Origin of the sequence: Sulfurirhabdus autotrophica, assembly GCF_004346685.1 — a bacterium.
Taxonomy (GTDB): domain Bacteria; phylum Pseudomonadota; class Gammaproteobacteria; order Burkholderiales; family SMCO01; genus Sulfurirhabdus; species Sulfurirhabdus autotrophica.
Genome location: NZ_SMCO01000035.1, coordinates 1 through 20,867, shown reverse-complemented (window position 1 = coordinate 20,867; position 20,867 = coordinate 1). Strand labels below are relative to the sequence as shown.

17 protein-coding genes, 1 tRNA gene and 1 other RNA gene are annotated in these 20,867 nt (G+C 43.0%); 8 read left to right on the top strand and 11 right to left on the bottom strand.

Annotation, left to right across the window (positions count from 1 at the left end; translation table 11 throughout):
• Positions 1-117 precede the first annotated feature (117 nt).
• Positions 118-194: transfer RNA gene (locus EDC63_RS17910), tRNA-Met, on the bottom strand.
• Between the two features lie 198 nt (positions 195-392).
• On the opposite strand from EDC63_RS17910, the gene EDC63_RS17905 reads away from it, so the two are divergent.
• The 8 genes from EDC63_RS17905 to EDC63_RS17870 all read left to right on the top strand — a co-directional run bounded on the left by EDC63_RS17905 (position 393) and on the right by EDC63_RS17870 (position 9,333).
• Complete coding sequence (locus EDC63_RS17905; protein WP_124945404.1) at positions 393-656, top strand: hypothetical protein; 264 nt, start codon at positions 393-395, stop codon at positions 654-656.
• Between the two features lie 159 nt (positions 657-815).
• Entirely contained in the window at positions 816-1,229 is a 414-nt protein-coding gene (locus tag EDC63_RS17900; protein WP_124945405.1) for a hypothetical protein, read from the top strand.
• Positions 1,230-1,402: 173 nt separating this feature from the next.
• Positions 1,403-2,620, top strand: a complete 1,218-nt coding sequence (gene sat, locus EDC63_RS17895; protein ID WP_124945406.1) for a sulfate adenylyltransferase — start codon at positions 1,403-1,405, stop codon at positions 2,618-2,620.
• A 67-nt stretch (positions 2,621-2,687) separates the two neighbouring features.
• The gene (gene aprB / locus EDC63_RS17890; RefSeq protein WP_124945407.1) at positions 2,688-3,155 is read left to right on the top strand and encodes an adenylyl-sulfate reductase subunit beta; all 468 of its coding nucleotides are present in this window, start codon (positions 2,688-2,690) and stop codon (positions 3,153-3,155) included.
• Positions 3,156-3,226: 71 nt separating this feature from the next.
• Complete coding sequence (gene aprA / locus EDC63_RS17885) at positions 3,227-5,242, top strand: adenylyl-sulfate reductase subunit alpha (RefSeq protein WP_124945408.1); 2,016 nt, start codon at positions 3,227-3,229, stop codon at positions 5,240-5,242.
• A 210-nt stretch (positions 5,243-5,452) separates the two neighbouring features.
• Entirely contained in the window at positions 5,453-6,361 is a 909-nt protein-coding gene (locus EDC63_RS17880) for a YkgJ family cysteine cluster protein (RefSeq protein ID WP_124945409.1), read from the top strand.
• A gap of 24 nt (positions 6,362-6,385) precedes the next feature.
• Entirely contained in the window at positions 6,386-7,198 is an 813-nt protein-coding gene (locus tag EDC63_RS17875; RefSeq protein ID WP_124945410.1) for a CbbQ/NirQ/NorQ/GpvN family protein, read from the top strand.
• Positions 7,199-7,200: 2 nt separating this feature from the next.
• Positions 7,201-9,333 (top strand): nitric oxide reductase activation protein NorD, encoded by a 2,133-nt coding sequence (locus EDC63_RS17870; RefSeq protein ID WP_124945411.1) that lies wholly within the window; start codon positions 7,201-7,203, stop codon positions 9,331-9,333.
• 18 nt (positions 9,334-9,351) lie between these two features.
• Here the strand turns inward: EDC63_RS17870 and recR are convergent, their stop codons facing one another.
• The 10 genes from recR to xrtD all read right to left on the bottom strand — a co-directional run bounded on the left by recR (position 9,352) and on the right by xrtD (position 20,772).
• A complete protein-coding gene (recR, locus tag EDC63_RS17865; RefSeq protein WP_124945412.1) occupies positions 9,352-9,948 on the bottom strand; it encodes a recombination mediator RecR in 597 nt (198 codons plus the stop codon).
• A 72-nt stretch (positions 9,949-10,020) separates the two neighbouring features.
• Entirely contained in the window at positions 10,021-10,347 is a 327-nt protein-coding gene (locus tag EDC63_RS17860; RefSeq protein WP_124945413.1) for a YbaB/EbfC family nucleoid-associated protein, read from the bottom strand.
• A gap of 15 nt (positions 10,348-10,362) precedes the next feature.
• Positions 10,363-12,018 (bottom strand): DNA polymerase III subunit gamma/tau, encoded by a 1,656-nt coding sequence (gene dnaX, locus EDC63_RS17855; protein WP_124945414.1) that lies wholly within the window; start codon positions 12,016-12,018, stop codon positions 10,363-10,365.
• A 51-nt stretch (positions 12,019-12,069) separates the two neighbouring features.
• Positions 12,070-12,168: signal recognition particle sRNA small type (gene ffs, locus EDC63_RS17850), an RNA gene on the bottom strand.
• A gap of 235 nt (positions 12,169-12,403) precedes the next feature.
• A complete protein-coding gene (locus EDC63_RS17845; RefSeq protein ID WP_124945415.1) occupies positions 12,404-14,791 on the bottom strand; it encodes a tetratricopeptide repeat protein in 2,388 nt (795 codons plus the stop codon).
• A gap of 122 nt (positions 14,792-14,913) precedes the next feature.
• Complete coding sequence (fcl, locus tag EDC63_RS17840) at positions 14,914-15,855, bottom strand: GDP-L-fucose synthase (protein WP_124945420.1); 942 nt, start codon at positions 15,853-15,855, stop codon at positions 14,914-14,916.
• A gap of 4 nt (positions 15,856-15,859) precedes the next feature.
• Positions 15,860-16,945 (bottom strand): GDP-mannose 4,6-dehydratase, encoded by a 1,086-nt coding sequence (gene gmd, locus EDC63_RS17835; protein ID WP_124945416.1) that lies wholly within the window; start codon positions 16,943-16,945, stop codon positions 15,860-15,862.
• A 143-nt stretch (positions 16,946-17,088) separates the two neighbouring features.
• Positions 17,089-18,012: a hypothetical protein gene (locus EDC63_RS17830; RefSeq protein WP_124945417.1), complete on the bottom strand. Its 924-nt coding sequence runs from the start codon at positions 18,010-18,012 to the stop codon at positions 17,089-17,091.
• A 48-nt stretch (positions 18,013-18,060) separates the two neighbouring features.
• Positions 18,061-19,698 (bottom strand): MraY family glycosyltransferase, encoded by a 1,638-nt coding sequence (locus tag EDC63_RS17825; protein ID WP_124945418.1) that lies wholly within the window; start codon positions 19,696-19,698, stop codon positions 18,061-18,063.
• A 6-nt stretch (positions 19,699-19,704) separates the two neighbouring features.
• Positions 19,705-20,772, bottom strand: coding sequence for a VPLPA-CTERM-specific exosortase XrtD (gene xrtD, locus EDC63_RS17820; RefSeq protein ID WP_223248179.1), 1,068 nt, complete (start codon positions 20,770-20,772; stop codon positions 19,705-19,707).
• Positions 20,773-20,867: the final 95 nt, after the last annotated feature.

Here is a 20,867-nt window from a genome sequence, read left to right as displayed (position 1 = left end):
TTTACTCTTTTAGTTTCATCAGCACCCAATTGCTCAGGTTCGATGTGCCCAAAGACTTGCGCCCACACTTATCGACTGTATATTTTTAAAGAACGTTTCGAACCATCATTTAGTTAATGGTTGCGGGGGCAGGATTTGAACCTACGACCTTCGGGTTATGAGCCCGACGAGCTGCCAGACTGCTCCACCCCGCGTCCGAAGAGGTGAGACTATAGCAAACTTTACATTCTTGTGTCAACATTAAACATTCGAATTTCTGTTTGGGTTTCTCACTCCCTTTCCTGTAATTTGCACCGCTAAAAACGATGCTTATTTCAGAAAGATCGAGAGTATATCAGACAATCATTAACGCACCTAATTCCAGTAGCAATATTTTTAATCAAGGCTTTTAAATGGACGAAATCACTTTATCTTTTATACAATTACGCGGACTAATTGGACAGAGGTTAGCTTACCATGGCACTACTTATACTATTATTGAGGTAATTGAGGATACCCCTTCTATTATTATGCAAGCTGATTCTGCATCATCAGCAATTCAATCAGACGCATATGGGTTTGCGCGAAAGCCATCAAAAGCAACCGTTACCATTCCGATTTTGTCTCAGGATAAAACCCATTTGCACATTGACTTCCTGGATCTGGATTTACTTTAGGCTTTCAATTAAACACTACGTAAAGACCGTATAAATATTCTTACACCCTTCACTCAAGCCATAATAGCCACTCTGGACAAACAAACAAAATAAGTGGAACATTAGATAAACAAACTTTATCTTTGCAGCTGTTTTATCTATACGATCCGGAGAAAAAAAATGGAAACAATTGATTATAATAATTTTGATTTTGGGACTCGCCTTAACCAATATATTCATGAGATTTTCCACCAGGGTGGCGTTAAGCGCGAAGAAAGCGACCTGACTGACGGCCAAAAAGTATTTCTTAATTCTGTACGTAGAGAACTGGTCAAGTACACCGATCCAACTCGCAAGGGATACCCACACAATCAATATGAACAAATGGAGTCATTCGCACGCACTATCGGCGACCTCCACAACTCCTACTTTGATTCAGGTATGCACAAGGTAAGCGACTGCCTGTATAACAGATGGAAACAAGTTTACGAAGATGCCAAAAAACTTGCGGCAGCTGGTGGCACTGACAAGGCTGCTTGGATTGATGTTATCAAAGTAGAAGAGAGTGATATGCCAGCGTTTTTTGACGCATAACGTTAATATTCAATCACCTGATACATATAAAACCGCATTGAAAAATGCGGTTTTTTTTTGAATTTAATTTTCTTATCCCAAGATAAAATATATGGATAAGAAGCTCCTTTATTCCATGCTATTCTCTATCTCATAAAAAATATAACAACCATGAGTTTCAATAGGAGAATGGCATGTCGAAGCTGGTTCAACCCCATGGTGGTGGTTCTCTAAAACCGCTACTCTTAGCTGGGGATGCATTAAAGAACGAAAAAGAGCGCGCAAATTCACTTCCAAAAGTTCGTATGACGTCCCGGGAAACCGGCGATCTTATTATGTTTGGAATTGGCGGCTTTACACCCCTTGATGGATTTATGACTCACACTGACTGGCAAGGTGTTTGTGACGGTTATAAAATGGCAAACGGTCTTTTCTGGCCTATTCCAATCACCCTTTCCACTGACGAAGTTACTGCTCAGAGCATTTCCACCGGATCTGACGTTGCGCTTGTTGATAGCGAAACCGATGAGATAATGGGGACAATGAAGGTAACTGAGAAATACACCATTGATAAAGCACATGAATGCATGATGGTGTATAAGACTACGGATATTGAACATCCTGGCGTGAAGATGGTCATGGAACAAGGCCCGGTTAATCTTGCAGGCCCCGTGAAAGTCTTGTCTCAAGGTTCTTTCCCTGAAGAATACCCTGATACATACATGACACCGGCTGAAACAAGGGCATTGTTTGAATCAAAGGGATGGTCTACCGTTGCGGCATTCCAGACACGCAATCCTATGCACCGCTCTCACGAGTATCTGGCGAAAGTGGCTGTTGAAATTTGTGATGGTGTGATGATTCATTCTTTGTTGGGCAAGCTGAAGCCAGGTGATATCCCTGCGGATGTACGTTCAAAAGCAATTGGCACTTTACTTGAAAAATATTTCGTTAAAGATACGGTTGTTCAATCAGGTTATCCGTTGGATATGCGATATGCCGGTCCACGTGAAGCACTTCTTCATGCGCTGTTCCGCCAAAATTATGGCTGCTCACATTTGATTGTAGGTCGTGATCATGCTGGTGTAGGTGACTACTATGGCCCATTTGATGCGCATCACATTTTTGACCAAATCCCTAAAGACGCACTCGAAACCAAGGCACTGAAAATTGATTGGACATTCTGGTGCTATAAATGTGGCGGCATGGCTTCTGCTCGTACCTGCCCACATGAGGCGGGGGATCGTTTACTCCTTTCCGGTACTAAATTACGCAAGGCACTTTCTGAGAATGCAGATGTTCCAAGTGAATTTAGCCGCCCAGAGGTGTTGACGATTTTGCGTGAGTACTACGCTACAATCAAAGATGAAGACAAGGTGGAAGTCAAGCTGTCTGGACATTCTGCCAAATAGGTTTTAAAGGTCTGCCGACTATGCAAATAGTCGGCGTTTTGTTAAATGGAAGTAAGGAGATTAAATAATGCCAACATACGTTCGCACAGATAAATGTGACGGCTGTAAAGGTCAAGATAAAACAGCTTGCATGTACATTTGCCCGCATGACTTGATGATGCTTGATAAAGATGGTTCTGCTACCGGTCATGCAATGAAAGCATACAACCAAGAGCCAGAGCAGTGCTGGGAATGTTATTCCTGCGTAAAGATTTGCCCACAACAAGCAATTGAAGTTCGTCACTACGCTGACATCGTTCCATTGGGCGGTTCTGTTCAGCCACTACGTGGTTCAGATTCCATCATGTGGACCATCAAATTCCGTAATGGTACATTGAAGCGCTTCAAGTTCCCTATCCGTACTACACCTGAAGGCTCTATTAATCCTTACGGTGGCAAACCAGAAGCAAAAATGGAAAATATTACTAAAACCGGTTTCTTTAACCAAGAAAATGGCTACCGTGCGGGCAACCCTGCTGAATTGATTCGCAAGTAAAAATCAACCGTAGATTGTAATAGCTAATCAAGAATTACTGGTTCAATTAACACATATATTAAGGTGACATAATGGCTGAAGGTACATTTGGAAATCCAGAAGTTATTCAAGAAGAAGTTGATATTCTCTTGATAGGTGGCGGCATGGCCTGCTGCGGTGCCGCTTATGAAGTTATGCGCTGGGCTGAAGCTGCTAAAGCTGATTCCGGCATTGATATTAAAATCAAATTGATCGACAAAGCTGCAATGGACCGCTCCGGTGCTGTTGCTCAAGGCTTATCCGCTATCAATACTTATATTGGTACAGAGCAAGACCCTGCTGATTACGCTCGCATGGTATCAAACGATTTGATGGGTATTACCCGCGACGATTTGGCTTATGACTTGGGTCGCCACGTTGACGAGTCTGTTCATTTGTTCGAAGAATGGGGTCTGCCAATCTGGAAAACAGACGAGAATGGTGAGCGTCACGACGGTTCTAAAGGTTTACCTGCATTGAAAGATGGTGGCAAGCCAGTACGTTCCGGTAAATGGCAAATCATGATTAACGGTGAATCCTACAAGTGGATCGTTGCTGAAGCCGCTAAAAAAGCTTTGGGTATGGATCGCATTCAGGAACGTGTATTTATCGTTAAATTGGTAAATGACAAAAATGATCCTAAGCGTATTGCTGGTGCAGTTGGTTTCTCAACACGTGATCACAAAGTTTATGTATACAAGTTCAAGGCTTGTCTGCTAGCGGCTGGTGGTGCTGTTAACTTGTTCCGTCCACGTTCTGTTGGAGAAGGCCAAGGTCGTGCATGGTACCCAGTTTGGAATGCAGGTTCTACCTATGCGATGGCTGCTCAGGCTGGCGCGGAACTAACCATGATGGAAAACCGTTTCGTTCCAGCTCGTTTTAAAGATGGTTACGGTCCAGTTGGTGCATGGTTCTTGCTGTTTAAAGCGAAAGCGGTTAACTCACTCGGTGAAGTTTACATGGATCGCAACAAGGAAATGTTGAATGACTACCCTCCGTACGGGTTGGCTGCCGTTCCTGCTTCTTGCCTGCGTAACCATCTGATGCTGAAGGAAATGAAAGAAGGTCGTGGTCCGATTTACATGGACACCGTTACTGCTCTTGCAGCTCTGAAAGAAACGCTTTCACCTCGCGAAGTAAAGCATCTGGAAGCTGAGGCATGGGAAGACTTCCTGGATATGTGTATTGGCCAGTGTGGTGTTTGGGTTGGTGAAAACATCGAGCCAGAGAAGAAAAACTCTGAATTGATGCCTACTGAGCCCTACTTGCTTGGTTCTCATTCCGGTTGCTGCGGTATTTGGGTTTCTGGTCCGGATGATTTGGGTGCACCAACCACTGAAGAATTCACCGGCATGCCTGACTACCTTCCAAAAGGCTGGAACTGGGGCTATCGTTCCATGACCACGGTAAAAGGTTTGTTCACTGCAGGTGATGGTGTGGGTGCATCTGGCCACAAATTCTCCTCCGGTTCTCATGCTGAAGGCCGTTTAGCTGCCAAGGCTATGGTCAAGTTCGTAATTGACAACAAGGATTGGAAACCTGAATTGGATACCCCAGCTGAAAAATTGGCTGAAGATATCTACAAGCCAGTACGTACATTCCTGGAGTTCAAGGACTATACAACGGCTATTGATGTGAATCCAAACTACATCACACCTAAGATGCTTCAATTCCGTCTGCAAAAAATCATGGATGAGTATGTTGCTGGCGTAGCTACTTACTACACAACAAACGCACACATGCTTGCTGTTGCTGAAGAGAAGTTGGGCATGTTGAAGGAAGATGCTGACAAGATGCGTGCTAAAGATTTGCATGAACTGTTACGTGCATGGGAAAACTACCATCGCATTTTAACTGCAGAAGCTCACATGAAACATATCCAGTTCCGTGAAGAATCACGTTACCCTGGCTTCTACTATCGTATGGACAAGAACTTCGTTGATGAAGAAAACTGGAAGTGCTTTGTAAACTCCGTTTACGATAAAGAAACCCAGAAATGGACTGTGTTCAAGCGTAAGCACGTTGATTTGGTTGACAAGAGCAAGCTGTTCAAACCAGCAAGCCACTAAACAACTAAGTTAGTAGCGCTGTAATTGACCGGGCGCCAAAGGCGCCCGGTTTTTCTTTCTGACCAAACAAAAAGGTCTATTGCCAATGCGTTTTTATCTTGTAAATGCATTGGCAATAGGCTTGAGAAGCAACCTTCTACCTGCACACCATGTAGTGTAAAATTGTTCAAAGCCTATTTTTGAAACAACAGCATAATGTGAGGTAATATAATGGACAAAGTTGATATACAAGATTCACCCTTTCCAAAAAGTCCGGTTATTCCGACCCTTTATGAAGGTACCAAGACCATTCAATTTCGTTGCCACAAGGAAATTGAATGTTTCAATGCTTGTTGTAAAAACATTGATATCACTTTAACTCCCTATGATGTATTGCGTTTAAAGAAACGCCTAGGCCAAACCTCCGGTGAGTTTTTGCTGCAATACACAGTCCCCTTTGAAATGGGACCTGGCGACATTGCGGGTATTAAAATGCTGCCAAAATCCGGCACGTCTCAATGCCAATTCATGACAGATGAAGGATGCAGTGTCTACGAAGATCGTCCAGCCGCGTGCAGATACTACCCAGTTGCGCTGGTGTCAATGCGAAAGCAAAACGAATATATTGATAAAGATGCGTATGCTGTGGTTCAGGAGTCTCATTGTTTAGGGCACAATGAACAACGCACACTGACCATTGATGAATACCGCAAAGAACAAGGTTTGGTTGAATACGATGAGCTGTCACGCGGATGGCGCCAACTTATTCTGAAAAAGAAATCCTCTGGTCCAAGTGTCGGCACCCCTACCAAACGTAGCCTACAAATGTTCTTCATGGCCAGCTACGATGTAGACCGTTTTAAAGAATTCGTAACAAGCGATGCGTTTAACGAAGTCTATGACATCCCTGAAGACGAGATGAAAAAAATTGCCAACGATGATGTGGAACTCATGCAATTTGGCTACCGCCTGATTCGACAAGTGATGTTTGACGAGCCTTCCATTGCCACTAAGACGGACGCTTTAGATAAGCGCTTGGCACGCAAGAAAGAAAGAGAAGAATTCATGGATGGTATTGTTGCCAAGCTTGGTCCACTGGAGTCCGTGACACCAGACGACAAATACAACCATCTTGATTAACTGAAGCATAACTGAGGTTATACCTTGCAAGCACGCGCCCTGAACCCTGAAGAAAACTTCATTGAAAGCGAGCCTTATTACGAGATTACTGGTGATGAAATTGCTATTTTTGAAGCAGCGTATCAAAACAAACTACCAGTACTTTTAAAGGGTCCAACGGGATGTGGCAAAACGCGGTTTATGGAATACATGGCGTGGCGCTTGAAACGGCCTTTGATTACAGTATCTTGCCATGATGATTTGACGGCATCGGATCTGGTTGGCCGCTTTTTAGTTAAGGGTGGTGAAACAGTTTGGGTAGATGGGCCTTTGGCTCGCTCGGTTCGTGCCGGTGCAATTTGCTATCTGGATGAGATTGTAGAAGCGCGGAAAGATACCATGGTGGTTATTCACCCTTTAGCGGATGATCGCCGTGCACTACCCATGGAAAAACTGGGGACGCTTCTTGAAGCCAACCAGGAATTCTGCCTGGCAATTTCTTACAATCCTGGTTATCAGAGCGTTTTGAAGGATTTAAAACAAAGCACAAGACAACGATTTGTAGCGTTGGAATTCGATTACCCTACCCAGGAATTAGAACGAAAAATCATTGCAAGTGAATCTGGCATTGCACCTGACTTGGCTGAAAAACTGGTTAAATTTGCCCACATGACACGCAACCTGAAGGGAAGCGGTCTTGAAGAGGGTGCAAGTACCCGTCTGTTAGTGCACGCAGGAAAATTAATCAAATCGGGTGTATCGCCAGTTTCTGCTTGCCGAAGTGCTATCGCACAAGCCATTACGGATGACTCCGAAATGCTGGCTGCTGTGCAAGAACTCTCCTCCTCCCTCTTTTAGCTATGGCGGATTTACCGCGTCATACAGCCATACAAATCGAACAGTCCCTTGAACTGTGGCTTGAGGTTGAATTCACATTCCTGCATGTTGATAAACTGGCGGCAACCCTTTCAGAGTTACCCCGAGAAGATCAGGATTTTCTGCTGAACTGGATTCGACGGATAGCGACCACCAATATTGAAATTGCTCACCAGTTTGGCCAACGCGTGATGGATGTTTTATCACACATGGACAGACGCGTGATTGAAGCCTGGGCCTTGCATACAATGGACACTTACGACAGATCAGGCCTGCGCCCTGCTCTTTTGGTTGTTCAGGATGCAGAAAATTTTGTGCATCTCAGGCATGAGCGGGTTGCTGGTGCAGTATATGAAGATGTAAGCGGGATTTTGTTGACCTTTGTCAGAGGACTTTCCGGGCGTCAACTTAAAATGGAACAGGGTGAGACACTATACACCGACACAGAAACGCTCTATCTACCTGCAGTCGTGGCAAAAATGCACACTACAGAAGACAATTTCCAGCTATGCAAAGCAATGGTTGCCTATCTATGGGCCCAAACCCGTTATGGCACTTTCAGAGTCAACCTCACGGATGCTTTGAGCCACTATTCCGATAACGAAAAAGCATTGAAACTTTTTCACGCATTGGAAACACTTAGACTGGATGCCTGCATTAGCCGCGAATTGCCTGGACTATTTCGTGAAATGAAACGTCTCCGGGCGGAATTGGGTGAAATACAACCAATATCAGATAAGTGGGCTGACTACACGCAAGAATTAGCAAAACCCACCGCCACTGCAAATGACTGTTTACGTCTCTTGGTGGATGCTTATACAGGTATTGTTCCTGATGATGTGTGCTATCAGGGCGAATTAAAACCAGAAGTTGTCGCAGCATGCATGAGCGCACGTATGGAACGTGAAAAAATGTTGCTGCGCGTAAAATTAGCTGAGTTTGCAAAAGATCTCACCAAACAGAATGAAAAAGAACGTGAATCCCCACCAAATTTTGATGTAAAAACCCCGGATGGCGAAGAAGAGGAACAAGGCGGGATAACGCAACTGGAACTCACTCTGGACGATATGCCTATAGCACCGCCTGAAGGCGTGCGCCAACTCCTTACTTCCATTCAACTAGATTGGGGAGAAATTCCACCAGAATGCCTGACCGCAGCAGGTGAAGGGGAATATGATCCAAGCTTATATCAAGAGCAGGTACAGGACCCCGATGCAGTCTGGCAGGGTACGTACCATGAAGAAGGGGCAACATTTTATTCCGAGTGGGATTGTGGAAGGCAACATTACCGCAAAAACTGGTGTGTCATGCGTGAAAAAGACGTGCTACCAGTCTACGATAACTTCGTCCCCGAAGTACTTCAGAAATATAACGGACTGGTTAAACATCTACGCCGTGTTTTTGAAGCGATGCGGGATGAAAATCGATTGCTGAAACGCCAGGTTTATGGCGATGAAGTGGATATCGACGCACTGGTTGAAGCACTAGCCGATGCAAGAGACGGCAGCGAAATGAGCGATCATTTATTCATGCGCATGCACCGCACAGAACGCAATATTGCTGTGATTTTTATGGTAGATATGAGCGGTTCCACTAAGGGCTGGATCAATGATGCTGAACGCGAATCGCTGGTGCTGCTGTGTGAAACCCTAGAAACATTGGGAGACCGCTATGCCATCTATGGCTTCTCAGGAATAACACGAAAACGCTGCGAGCTTTATCGCATTAAGCGCATCGATGAACCCTATAATGAAGAAGTGAAAGCACGCATCAGCGGCATCCGTCCTCAAGACTACACTCGTATGGGTTTCGCAATACGCCACCTCACCCATCTACTAAACGAAGTAGAAGCAAAGACCAAATTGCTCATCACGCTCTCGGATGGCAAACCGGATGATTATTTTGATGGCTATAGAGGAGAGTACGGCTTTGAAGATACCCGAAAAGCTTTGCAGGAAGCCCAACGCAGCGGCATTCATCCTTTCTGCATCACGATAGATACAGAAGCGAGGGACTACCTACCCCACATGTATGGCGCTGTCAATTACACTGTGATTGACGATGTAAAGAAGTTACCTCTGAAAGTAGCGGATATTTATCGGCGTCTCACGACCTAAGTCAGTAACATACACAAACTAAATATCCCTCCGCTCCAGAACAGCCTGAGCCAAAGTACCACTATCCACATGTTCCAACTCGCCACCAACCGGCAGTCCACGTGCAATACGGGTCACTTTCATACCCCTGACATGCAGTAATTCACTGATGTAATGGGCTGTAGCTTCCCCTTCCACAGTAAAATTTGTGGCTAACACCACTTCCTTTACCTCACCATCCAATGCGCGCTTAATTAGCCTGTCCAGATGAATTTCTTTTGGTCCAATACCATCCAGTGGTGACAATCTGCCCATCAGCACAAAATACATGCCTCTGTAGCACTGGGCCTGCTCCATCATCAGCAAATCTGCAGGCATTTCGACTACGCAAAGCAAACTGGCATCGCGTCGACCGGAACCACACAGTTCGCAAACTTCATCTTCTGTGAAATTATTACATTTTTCACAATGACGAATATGATCTAAAGCATAGGTCAAGGCATGCGCCAGCTTTTGCGCACCAGGCTGATTTCGTTGCAATAAATGGTATGCCATGCGCTGGGCAGATTTAGGGCCAACGCCTGGCAGGCATTTCAAGGCCTCAATCAAGCCTTCTAAACTAGAGGGGGTTTTCATCAAAAGCAGCAGAAATAAAATTTACAAAAAACACCTTAATCAAACCACCCATGCCAAAAGGTGCATACAACATTAGAATGGCATTTTAAATCCGGGTGGCAATCCCATCCCCGCAGTTGCGCCTGCCATTTTCTCTTGGGAAGTTGCTTCCACTTTTCTCACTGCATCATTGATTGCCGCAGCAATCAGATCTTCCAGCATTTCTTTGTCGTCAGACAGCAAACTATCATCAATACTGATACGCTTCACGTCGTGACGGCATGTCATGGTCACTTTAACCAATCCGGCACCGGCTTGACCTTCCACTTCAATAGCCGCCAGCTTTTCCTGCATTTTCTGCATATTTTCCTGCATCTGCTGGGCCTGTTTCATCAGGTTACCCAATCCGCCTTTTAACATTTCCTTACTCCTGTTTTATTGAATCGGTTTTATTGAAGACTCAACCACTTTTGCGTCAAAATTTTCTACCAGTTCGCGTACAAAGGGATCTTGCTCGATAGAGGCAATTGCTTCTGACTGACGCTCCTGTTTTTCTTGATTATTCAGCTGCGCAGGGGTCAACCCTACAACTTCGCCGATGTTAATCTGAATAATTTGTGGCGAGCCAAGATACTCATTAACTGCTGTTTTCAGGCGTTCCTGGTAAGCTCGTTCCAGAAGATGCTTATGTTCCTGAGGAACACACAACTCCCAGATGTTTCCATCCTGCCTTTTAAGCTCGCAATGCTGAGCCAGCATGCGTGCCATCCCCCCTAAATTAAGGATATTGACAAGGTTGTGCCAGTTGCCATCAAATTGGCTTTTTTTTACTGCTTCGTTCTGGGGCGCGTCTGGCTCGACACTTAATTCAGAAGGCGCTTCAATCTCTTTGGCTTCGGCTTTTATTACTGCCACAGCCCCAGCAGAAGGTGCTGAAAAAGGTTTCATCGCTGGCTCAACATTCTGACTGGATGATACTGACAGAGTTCTGACAGGAACTACACTATACTCGGGAGTAAAAGCCAACATGCGTAGAAGCGTCATGTTGAACCCCACTAGCTCATCGGGTGCTAAACCTAGCTCCTTTCGTCCATGCAATACAATTTGATAATAAAGCTGAATCGCTTCTGGTTTAAAAATTTGCGCAAGCTCTATAATCTGATCACGTTCCGGCAAATCCTCAGCTATCGCCTCCTGGATGGTCTGTGCAAGTGCTATCTGATGCAGCAGCATACCCAAATCCTGCAAAGCCGCATCAAAAGACAGACTCCTTACCGCCATCTGTTGCGCTGTTGCCAGCATGCCAGCACCATCATTCTCAGAAAGAGCCTTTAGCAAAGTAAACAGATATGATTGATCAATCGCACCCAACATACTTCGCACACCTTGCTCTTCCACCACACCACCGCCATAAGCAATAGCTTGGTCTAACAAACTCAAGGCATCGCGCATACTTCCTTGGGCAGCACGGGCAACCAGTTGCATTGATGGCAGATCAAACTGGATGCCTTCCTCCCCAAGAATTCGCTGAAGATGACCAACAATCAATAAAGGTGGCATCTGCTTCAAATTAAACTGCAAACAGCGCGACAATACTGTAACTGGAATCTTCTGAGGATCCGTGGTCGCCAAAATGAATTTAACGTGCTCAGGCGGCTCTTCCAATGTTTTCAACATGGAATTGAACGCTGCCTTCGAAAGCATATGCACTTCGTCGATAATATAGACTTTGAAGCGACCACTGGTTGGAGCGTACTGCGCGTTATCCAGTACCTCACGCATATTATCTATACCGGTATTAGATGCAGCATCCAGTTCCAGCAGATCCACAAAACGACCACTGTCAATTTCACGGCAAGCCGAACACTGACCACACGGCGTAACCGTAATACCTGTTTCGCAATTAAGCGATTTTGACAAAATTCGCGCGATGGTTGTTTTACCAACACCACGAGTACCGGTAAACAGATAAGCATGGTGCAGCCTTTGTTGCTCAAGCGCATTAGAAAGCGCTTTGACAACATGCTCCTGACCAACCAACTCAGTAAAGGATTTAGGGCGCCATTTACGCGCCAGAACTTGATAACTCATGAAAGGAATTTTACCAGAAACCTGTCTAGGCCGCAGATTTCAAAATGTAGGGGTGGCGAGCCAAACCCCCGGCACTTGCAATAAATAGCTGTGGCTGCTTCCTTCCGGACCTGACCAGGTTCACTACCTTACAATGCGGGGAGGCCCGCCATAAATCGAACATTCGAGTAAAGATAGAACTTAATAACTTTACTTGAGGTATTTGCACTGATAATTAATCTAGCAATACAACTACAGGGCGCAAATTGTATACCGGAGTTTGATGCTTGTCCATTAGTGGACAAGCATCAAACTAAAACAACTTAGGTCAAAAAAACTTAAAAATATTCAAAAATCTCAATCTTGTATTGCAAGTTCACCCCTCACAACAGAAGGACAGAATAATTTAAAGTTTCGCCAACACACCCTTAGCTTCATCAATTCCAGGGAAATTAGTCTTGGAATCAACGGCTTTCTGCAAGTAACTCTTTGCAGAACTCGTATCACCTTTTTTATAAAATGCCATTCCCGCATGGTATTGGAAAATTGCAAACTGAGGTGCCTTATCGGCGGCTTTTTTCAGTAATGGCAAAGCAAGATCATTTTGACCGGATTTAAAGTAAATCCACCCCAGCGTGTCGACAAAAGCTGGATTATCCGAACCGTCGAAGCGCTTCGCCATCTCAAGCGCCTTTTCTAAACTAGACTTATCTCCTTTTTCTGTAAGTAAAGATGCCAAATTATTCGCAGCTACATCAACGCCGGGGTTAGTCTTTAATACCGCATCGTATTCAGCGATTGCCTTATCGTTATCACCTGTACGCTGATATAACTCAGCCAGAGAAACAGACAGCCTGGTATCCCCCGGAATAGCAGTAAGGCCCTGCTGCAAAGTTTGAAATGCAGTAGGTACATCACCCTTAGCTAAACTAATATTAGCCAAATCCAGATATCCTGCAGATACCTTTGGATTAATCTGAATAGCTTTGCGGAAAGCAGCCTCTGCCTCCGTATTTTTCTTTTGGTTAACATAAACTTCACCCAATAACAATTGCGCCATAAAGTTATTCGGCGCAATTTTAATAGCTTTGTTTATGTGAGCAACGGCTTGATCGCCTTTGCCTTGTGACAACAACACATTTACTATAGCGGTGAGTGGTTCAATAGCTTTTGGCGCTTTGCTTATTGCCATTTCAAATTCTGCAATTGCTTGATCAAACTTTTTTTGCGCCTGATAAATCAAACCCAATCTATAATAACCAACAGGTTGGTCAGGTTGAGCCACCTTGACCTTTGTCATAGTTTCTTCAGCTGCACCCCAATCTTTTTTAGCAGCTTGAACTTCTGCTTTCGCCTGTAGTATTTTTACATTCTTAGGGTCTTTTGTTAACGCAGCTTCAACCTGCGACAATGCACCATCATAATCTTTCGTAGAAACCAGAAAATTGGCCATACCCATCCGTATATTTGAATTTTCAGGGTACTTGGCCACTGCATCGCTAAATACACTCTTAGCTAATTGCGGCTCTTTATTTGCCATATGTGCCTTAGCCAGCAATGTAATCAACTCCGCCGAATCTGGCTGATCTTTGAGTACGCTTCGAAAATCAACAATTGCACTGTTCGCATCACCTTTAGCAATTGACATCTGCCCACGAAGCAATAAAGCTTGATGATCCTTTGGATTTTCCTTCAGCACCTCAGAAATCAATTTTTTTGCTTCATTTGTTTTACCAGCCTGGGCAGCCAATCCTGCCAACTGGTTCCTAGCATTCAACCCATCAGGCCCGGTTTTATCCATATCAATAATATCCAGATAAACTTGGCGAATTTTTTCTGGCTTATTCATTGCCTGGTAAATCTTTACAAGACCAAAACGTAATTTATATGCTTTTGGCATTGATTGAATAGATGTTAGCAATTCTTTCTCCGCAGTTTCAACTCCTTTTCGACTAGCCAAAAATTCAGTTAACACCAAATACCGCTGCGCATCTTTCGGGTCCACTTCAATCGCGTCGCGCAATACCTTTTCAGCCTTATCTAATTTGTTAAGACTTGCATAAAAAGACGCAAGCACACCTCTAGGCTCGAGCTTTTTAGGTTCAATTGCCACTATCTCAATCAATTGCTTTTCTGCTGATGCCATATCTTTATGCTTAATAGCAAAAGAAACCATTTCTTTACGCAAAGCAATATTCTTAGGATTACCCTTTATTCCACTTTCAAACGTTGCTTTCGCTTTAGCATCGTTACCTTGCTTTATATAAAGCGCTGCTAACAAGCTTACCGCATCAGACTGAGTTGGATCAGAAGCAACAACCTTACTTACCTCCTGAATAGCTTCAGCATCTTTCCCTTTACGTGCCATTAAAGCTGCCATTAAAGTATGCGCAGCAGAATCCGCAGGATTTTTCTTCAGAATTTCAGTGGCCATCTTTTCCGCCTTAACGGAATCACCAGCCAACAGAAAAAATTTACCTAACTTAGCTTTAGCTGCCAGATGTTCTGGATTCAGCTCAACAGCCTTATGGTAATTTCCAAATGCCCCAGAAAAATTTTGCTGTGCCTCATCTAATCGCCCAAACTGGAAATACCCCTCCGCATCTTTTGGATCAATCTGTAACACATTTTTAAATTCAACTCGCGCCTTATCATAATCTGCCTGATCAAGATAAGTCTTCCCATTTTCCAAATATTTGGCTTTTCGCTCTTCCTTCCCACCACAACCGGATATAGTAATTGATACAGCCAGCATTATAGCTAGCAGATATGATGGCTTCTTAGTGAAATTCATGTCTCTCCTCCAGTTAATATTTGAAATTATTTGATTATTCTATGATAATATCATTAAGCATGATTAGTTCAAAGTTGCTTAGTTTTATGCGTGTACTCTACACGCTTCAAAATAACAGCCAACTAAACACACTGCCCCTTTATAAAATCCTGATAAGCCAATTTTATTCCTTCATCCAGTATGGTTTTCGAACGCCAACCTAGCTTATTCAAACGTTTTACGTCCAGTAATTTTTGAGGTGTCCCATCAGGTTTACTAGTGTCAAATACCAATTCACCATGGTATCCAACTACTCTTGACACTTTTTCCGCCAACTCACGGATGGTAAGATCTTCCCCCACACCAATATTTACAAATTCACCGATTTCATTCGCATCGCGATTTTCCATCAGGAACACACAAGCATCCGCCATATCCTCGTTGTACAAAAACTCACGACGAGGCGAACCGCTTCCCCATACACAAACTTTAGTATCGCCCCGTATTTTCGCTTCGTGCATCTTACGAATCATTGCCGGCATAACATGGGAATTCTGCAAGTCGTAATTGTCGCCTGGTCCATAAAGATTGGTTGGCATCACACTTATAAAGTTTGTTCCATATTGTCGATTATAGGATGAACACATCTTTATTCCTGCAATTTTAGCAATTGCATATGGTTCGTTTGTAGGTTCCAAAATACCAGTTAGAAGATGATCTTCATTCATTGGCTGAGGTGCAAATTTTGGGTAAATACAACTCGATCCCAAAAAAAGTAATTTTTTAATCTTGCTCAAAAAAGCAGCATGGATAATATTGCTTTGAATCATCAGGTTTTGATAGATAAAATCTGCGGGATAAGTATTATTAGCCAAAATCCCACCCACTTTTGCAGCCGCAAGAAAAACGTAATCAGGGTTTTCTTGCGCTAAAAAATCCGTTACGGCAATTTGATCAATCAAATCCAATTCAGCGTGGGTACGGGTAATAATATTCAAGTACCCACCTGCTTTTAAACGCCTCATGATAGCCGAACCAACAAGCCCACGGTGACCTGCAACATAAATTTTGCTTTCTGATTGCATCCCTTCACTCATGATGATCAAACGTTTTAAAACCTTCACTGCGACATAATGCATCTCGCTCCGAGGCCTTCAAATCTTCTCGCACCATTTCTGCAACAAGGCTCTTGAACGAAATTTTGGGGGTCCACCCTAATTTTTCCTTAGCCTTGCTAGGATCACCCAATAATGTTTCTACTTCGGTAGGGCGGAAATATCGCGGATCTACGGCTACGATACAATTTCCATCCGAATCATAGCCTTTTTCATCCACTCCATTCCCTACCCAACGAATAGCCATCCCAAGCTCCTGTGCTGCGGCATCCACAAAATCTCGAACGCTATATTGCACCCCTGTTGCAATAACAAAATCTTCTGGTTTTTCCTGTTGCAACATTAACCATTGCATTTCAATATAGTCTTTAGCATGCCCCCAATCTCGTTTAGCATCCAAGTTACCCAGAAATAGAGAATCCTGTAAACCCAATTTTATACGGGCCAACGCACGTGTAATCTTACGGGTAACAAACGTTTCTCCGCGAACAGGCGATTCATGATTAAACAAAATTCCATTACAGGCATACATACCATACGCTTCACGGTAATTCACAGTAATCCAGTACGCATATAGCTTAGCCACAGCATATGGAGAACGCGGATAAAACGGTGTTGTTTCTTTTTGCGGAGTTTCTTGGACCAGTCCATACAATTCAGAAGTAGAAGCTTGATAGTATCTCGTCTTCTTCTCTAGTCCCAATATTCTAATTGCTTCTAGCACACGAAGAGCACCTAATGCATCTGAATTAGCTGTGTACTCAGGTTCTTCAAAAGAAACTGCAACATGGCTCTGTGCTGCCAAATTATAAATTTCGTCTGGCTGCACCTGTTGAATAATTCGAACCAGACTACTGGAATCAGTCATATCACCATAATGTAAAATAAAATTACGATTTGAAACATGTGGATCCTGATACAAGTGATCTATTCGATCAGTATTAAATGAAGAAGCACGACGCTTAATGCCGTGAACAACATATCCTTTTTTGAGCAAAAAATCTGCCAAATATGATCCATCCTGTCCAGTAACTCCAGTGATAAGCGCTATTTTTTGCATAGTAAATTTAACTTAATAATGATAATTAATAGTAGCCCAGATAGTTCACATTAATAAACCATCATTTTGATCAGCTACTTTCTCCTTTCCCAACGAGCAAAAACTATTTTATTGGTTCTACCAATCAATATCTCAGAGCAGGTTTATTTTGAATTCGTTAATAACAAACTCATTAAAAGTACCCCTTGAGCGGAAGCATGAAAATCTGACAGGTTACGATTTACACTAACCCCTCGCCCTGAAAAACCTACCGACAACTTGCTGCCCAGTGAGATTATTGGCTGAAAACCGGACCAACCTCCATCAGAATTCTGTGCTGAAAGTATACGCGAAATCCAAATAGGTTTAATTCGGTTGCTTGCGCCAGAATCTTCAAGCATTAATACGCGTTGAAAATACACATCCACTACTCTGACATCCCAAGTTAATTGAGTAACTAATTTATTTTGCAAAGCAAAAATAGAATTATTTACATATTCTGAACTGCCACATGCACTTCTTTGCATAAAACGAAAACCCATTATTTGATGAGTTACACAAGCAGGAGAAAGCAAGTGATCATTACAGAATTCAGTCTTTAATTGTTCTTTAATTATTGGTGTTCCAGCTAAATTCTCATCGCAACTTAAACCATATAAAAAGAAAAGGTTATAATTGGGCAAATTCTCCAACTGAGTTAAATCTAATGGCACAGTTGAGTTTGTATAAAACAGGTATTGCCAAGCATTATTGGAATTCACATCAAGATAGCGTGTTCTGTATTGGTCATAGAGGCCAACGAGAGTTACATTATGTGTCAGCTCAGCACTCTCTTTAATCATCCACCAAAGCATTGGATTTTCTTCGTTTAAAATCTGGGATCGGTGAACATCTAACCACGCGATCGCATTTTTCAGACTTTGTTCCAGCTCAATTCTTTGAGGAAAATCAACCTTTTTATTGTTATGCCAAAGTAAATAACTTCCAAAAAGTACAACTATGAACACGAGCATCCCAATGAAAACTAGCAATCTTCGAATTAATACCACTATTTTTCTCTCGAATTTATGAACACCTAGAAAACTCATACACATAAGTCTCCCAATCAAGCCATAACAATGCCTGGTAAAACGTATCTAAATCAACACCCCTCTTACACCAAGCATCAGCAAAGTAAAGCCAATCACAAACCTCATCACATCCCACCGCCTCAAAATATTGGTTAACACAAGCTCCATCCCATAAAACAACACAATAAGCTTGGCAACTCCTTCCCCCCAATGAGCTCCCTCGATATGAGAATCTGGCAAATTAGGTACTGCAACGGCAATAAATATCACTAAAAAATCCAATGGGGTAATTCGAAACCGATCTGTATGTGAAAAACGAAAACCGATTCCTATGGCCACAGCCAACATGAGGAAAAAGATATTCAGGTATAACTCATATTCACTCAAAACCCCTGGCACAACCTGCACCAAATACACAACAAAAGCTGCTGCAACAAAAGTTATAGCACGTTCAACAACACTAAAAGGTTTCCCTTTCTGTTTAAAAAACAATACGATTAATACCGTAAATAAAAACAAAGACAGCAAGCTAATATCAATGGAAACGAATTCAACAAGCATTGCAGCAAAAAGTAGATAGCAGGTAATGGCGATAATCGAAAAATAAAATACTGCCTTTAAAAGTCGATAATCCTGGCGCAACCACAGAACACCACGCGCAACTAATGAATTGGATTTTTCTCCATTATAAACATGCATACGCCATCCCGTATTCAAAGCTACACGAAAAAAAACAATTACAGCAGCACAAAACATAAGGTATGTCGAAAAAACTAAAACATCTGATTCAAAGCGAAGAAAAAATGCACCAAGTACCAGTATTGACTGAGTAAGGTAAATGAGCAAAACTGCCTCGTAATGGTCGAAACCTAAGGCCAACAATTTGTGGTGGATATGATTTTTGTCAGGAGAAAATGGTGAGCGTCGTTCATATAACCTCTGACTCATCACCATAAAAGTGTCCAGTATTGGCAAACCCAGAATTAATATCGCAACTGCAGGACTCAATACAGGGTTAACTACCTGGGTAAGCAAAATTGCCAATACCCCTGCAGCAAACCCAAGAAACTGGCTCCCTCCATCCCCCATAAAAATACTAGCTGGATACGTATTAAATCGGAGAAACCCTAATATGCAACCCATCACTGAAATCGCCATCAGAGTTAAATTCATGCCATCCACCATATAGCTTAAGATAGCAATCATTCCCAAGCTCAACATGGTTGTGCCACCTGCCAAACCGTCCAGGCCATCAGCCAAATTGATTGCATTGGTAATACCAAGCAGCGCAAATACCGTCAATGGAATTGACACATAATCAGATACTGGATCTGTACCCATAAATGGGATATATTTAATTTTTAATCCACCATATACCACCACAATTAAAACTGCGATGATCTGCCCTAAAAACTTCAGTCTGTAGTCAAGATTTTTCCGGTCATCCCATACGCCAAAAAAAAGAATTATCCCAATACCCAGTAAAAAACTGATAATTTCAGTTTCCGGTGGAAGCCACATAATCATCGGGATTAAAGCGCCGATTACCATGGCCACTCCACCAATCCGCGGGATTGCCCCAGTATGTACTTTACGCCCATCAGGAATGTCGACTATGCGTAACAGCTCTGCGTATCGCATTAGCGGAGGTATAAGCACCATCGTTACAAAAACGGCGATAATAAAGCTGAAGAACAAACTCACTTATGATTACTCAGGAATATATTTCTTTAGCTCTGGATTCACCGCTTTAGCAAAAGCAGTTAATTGCGCATCAGCCAAAGCAATATCTTCACCTGGCTGTATCAAAGCAGTCAATCGAACCAAAGAACCATCTGTACGGTTTCGTGTCAATGCATCCCAAAACAGATACCACTTAACCAGATACTCATTAGTAATGACTCGGCCACGCTGTTGAAACCAGTAATAAACCAATTGTTTGGTTTCACCCATTTCGATAACAAGGCGATTCACAACCAGAGGGTGACCAGCTACTTTTACCCCGTTTATATCTCGCTGGGTCAGACTTGTGATTTTCCATCCACCGCCTGGGATACAAGTACGTGGAGAATGGGCAGACTCCCCTTTTCGCTGTGAGGCATAATAAGCCACATAAAAATTAACTGCTTGCTGATTCTTATCTACAAAATCTGCAATAATGTAATCATCAAATTTAAGTGCATCAATGTATATCTGATCAAGGCGATCCCCTTTACCTTGCCAATCACCAACACTTAATGGAAATTCAGAGAAATCAATACGGTGAGGTGGAACCTCTACTCGTTCTGGTAACATTGTAGACAATGAAGCCACCACCAGCACAACTAAAGCAGAAGCAATAAACGGTTTAGTGAACTTGCGATATTGCGCTATTGCATCTTTTGGAGAAGGCGCTGGAAATTCCAGCCCAAAAGCTTCACGTAATGGCATTTTGTCTTTGCCAATCTTCGCCAGCACCCACATTTCTGCGACAAGCACAAAAGTACAGGCCATAAATACTACCCAGCCTTCAAAATCATGTAAAAATCCTTCTGCCATAGCGGGGCCCCAGTTATCTACTGTCACCCCAATCACACCAATACGAAAACTATTCATAAACACAGTAAGGGGAATACTAGACAAAAATATAACTGCTCGCTTCCAAAACGAACCCTTAAAAAAGTAAGCCGCAATAAATCCCAGCGTCAAAAGTGGAAACAAATAGCGCAAGCCGCTACAGGCCTCGACAACCTGCAACTTGAAAGTTCCAAGATCAATCACATTACCTTCCAGAAACACACTATTGATCCGGCCAGATGAAGTTTGAATTTTTCATGCGGCATATTTTACGTGGATATCCTGAAAGTAACTTTTGACCCGTTCAGGTGATTGCT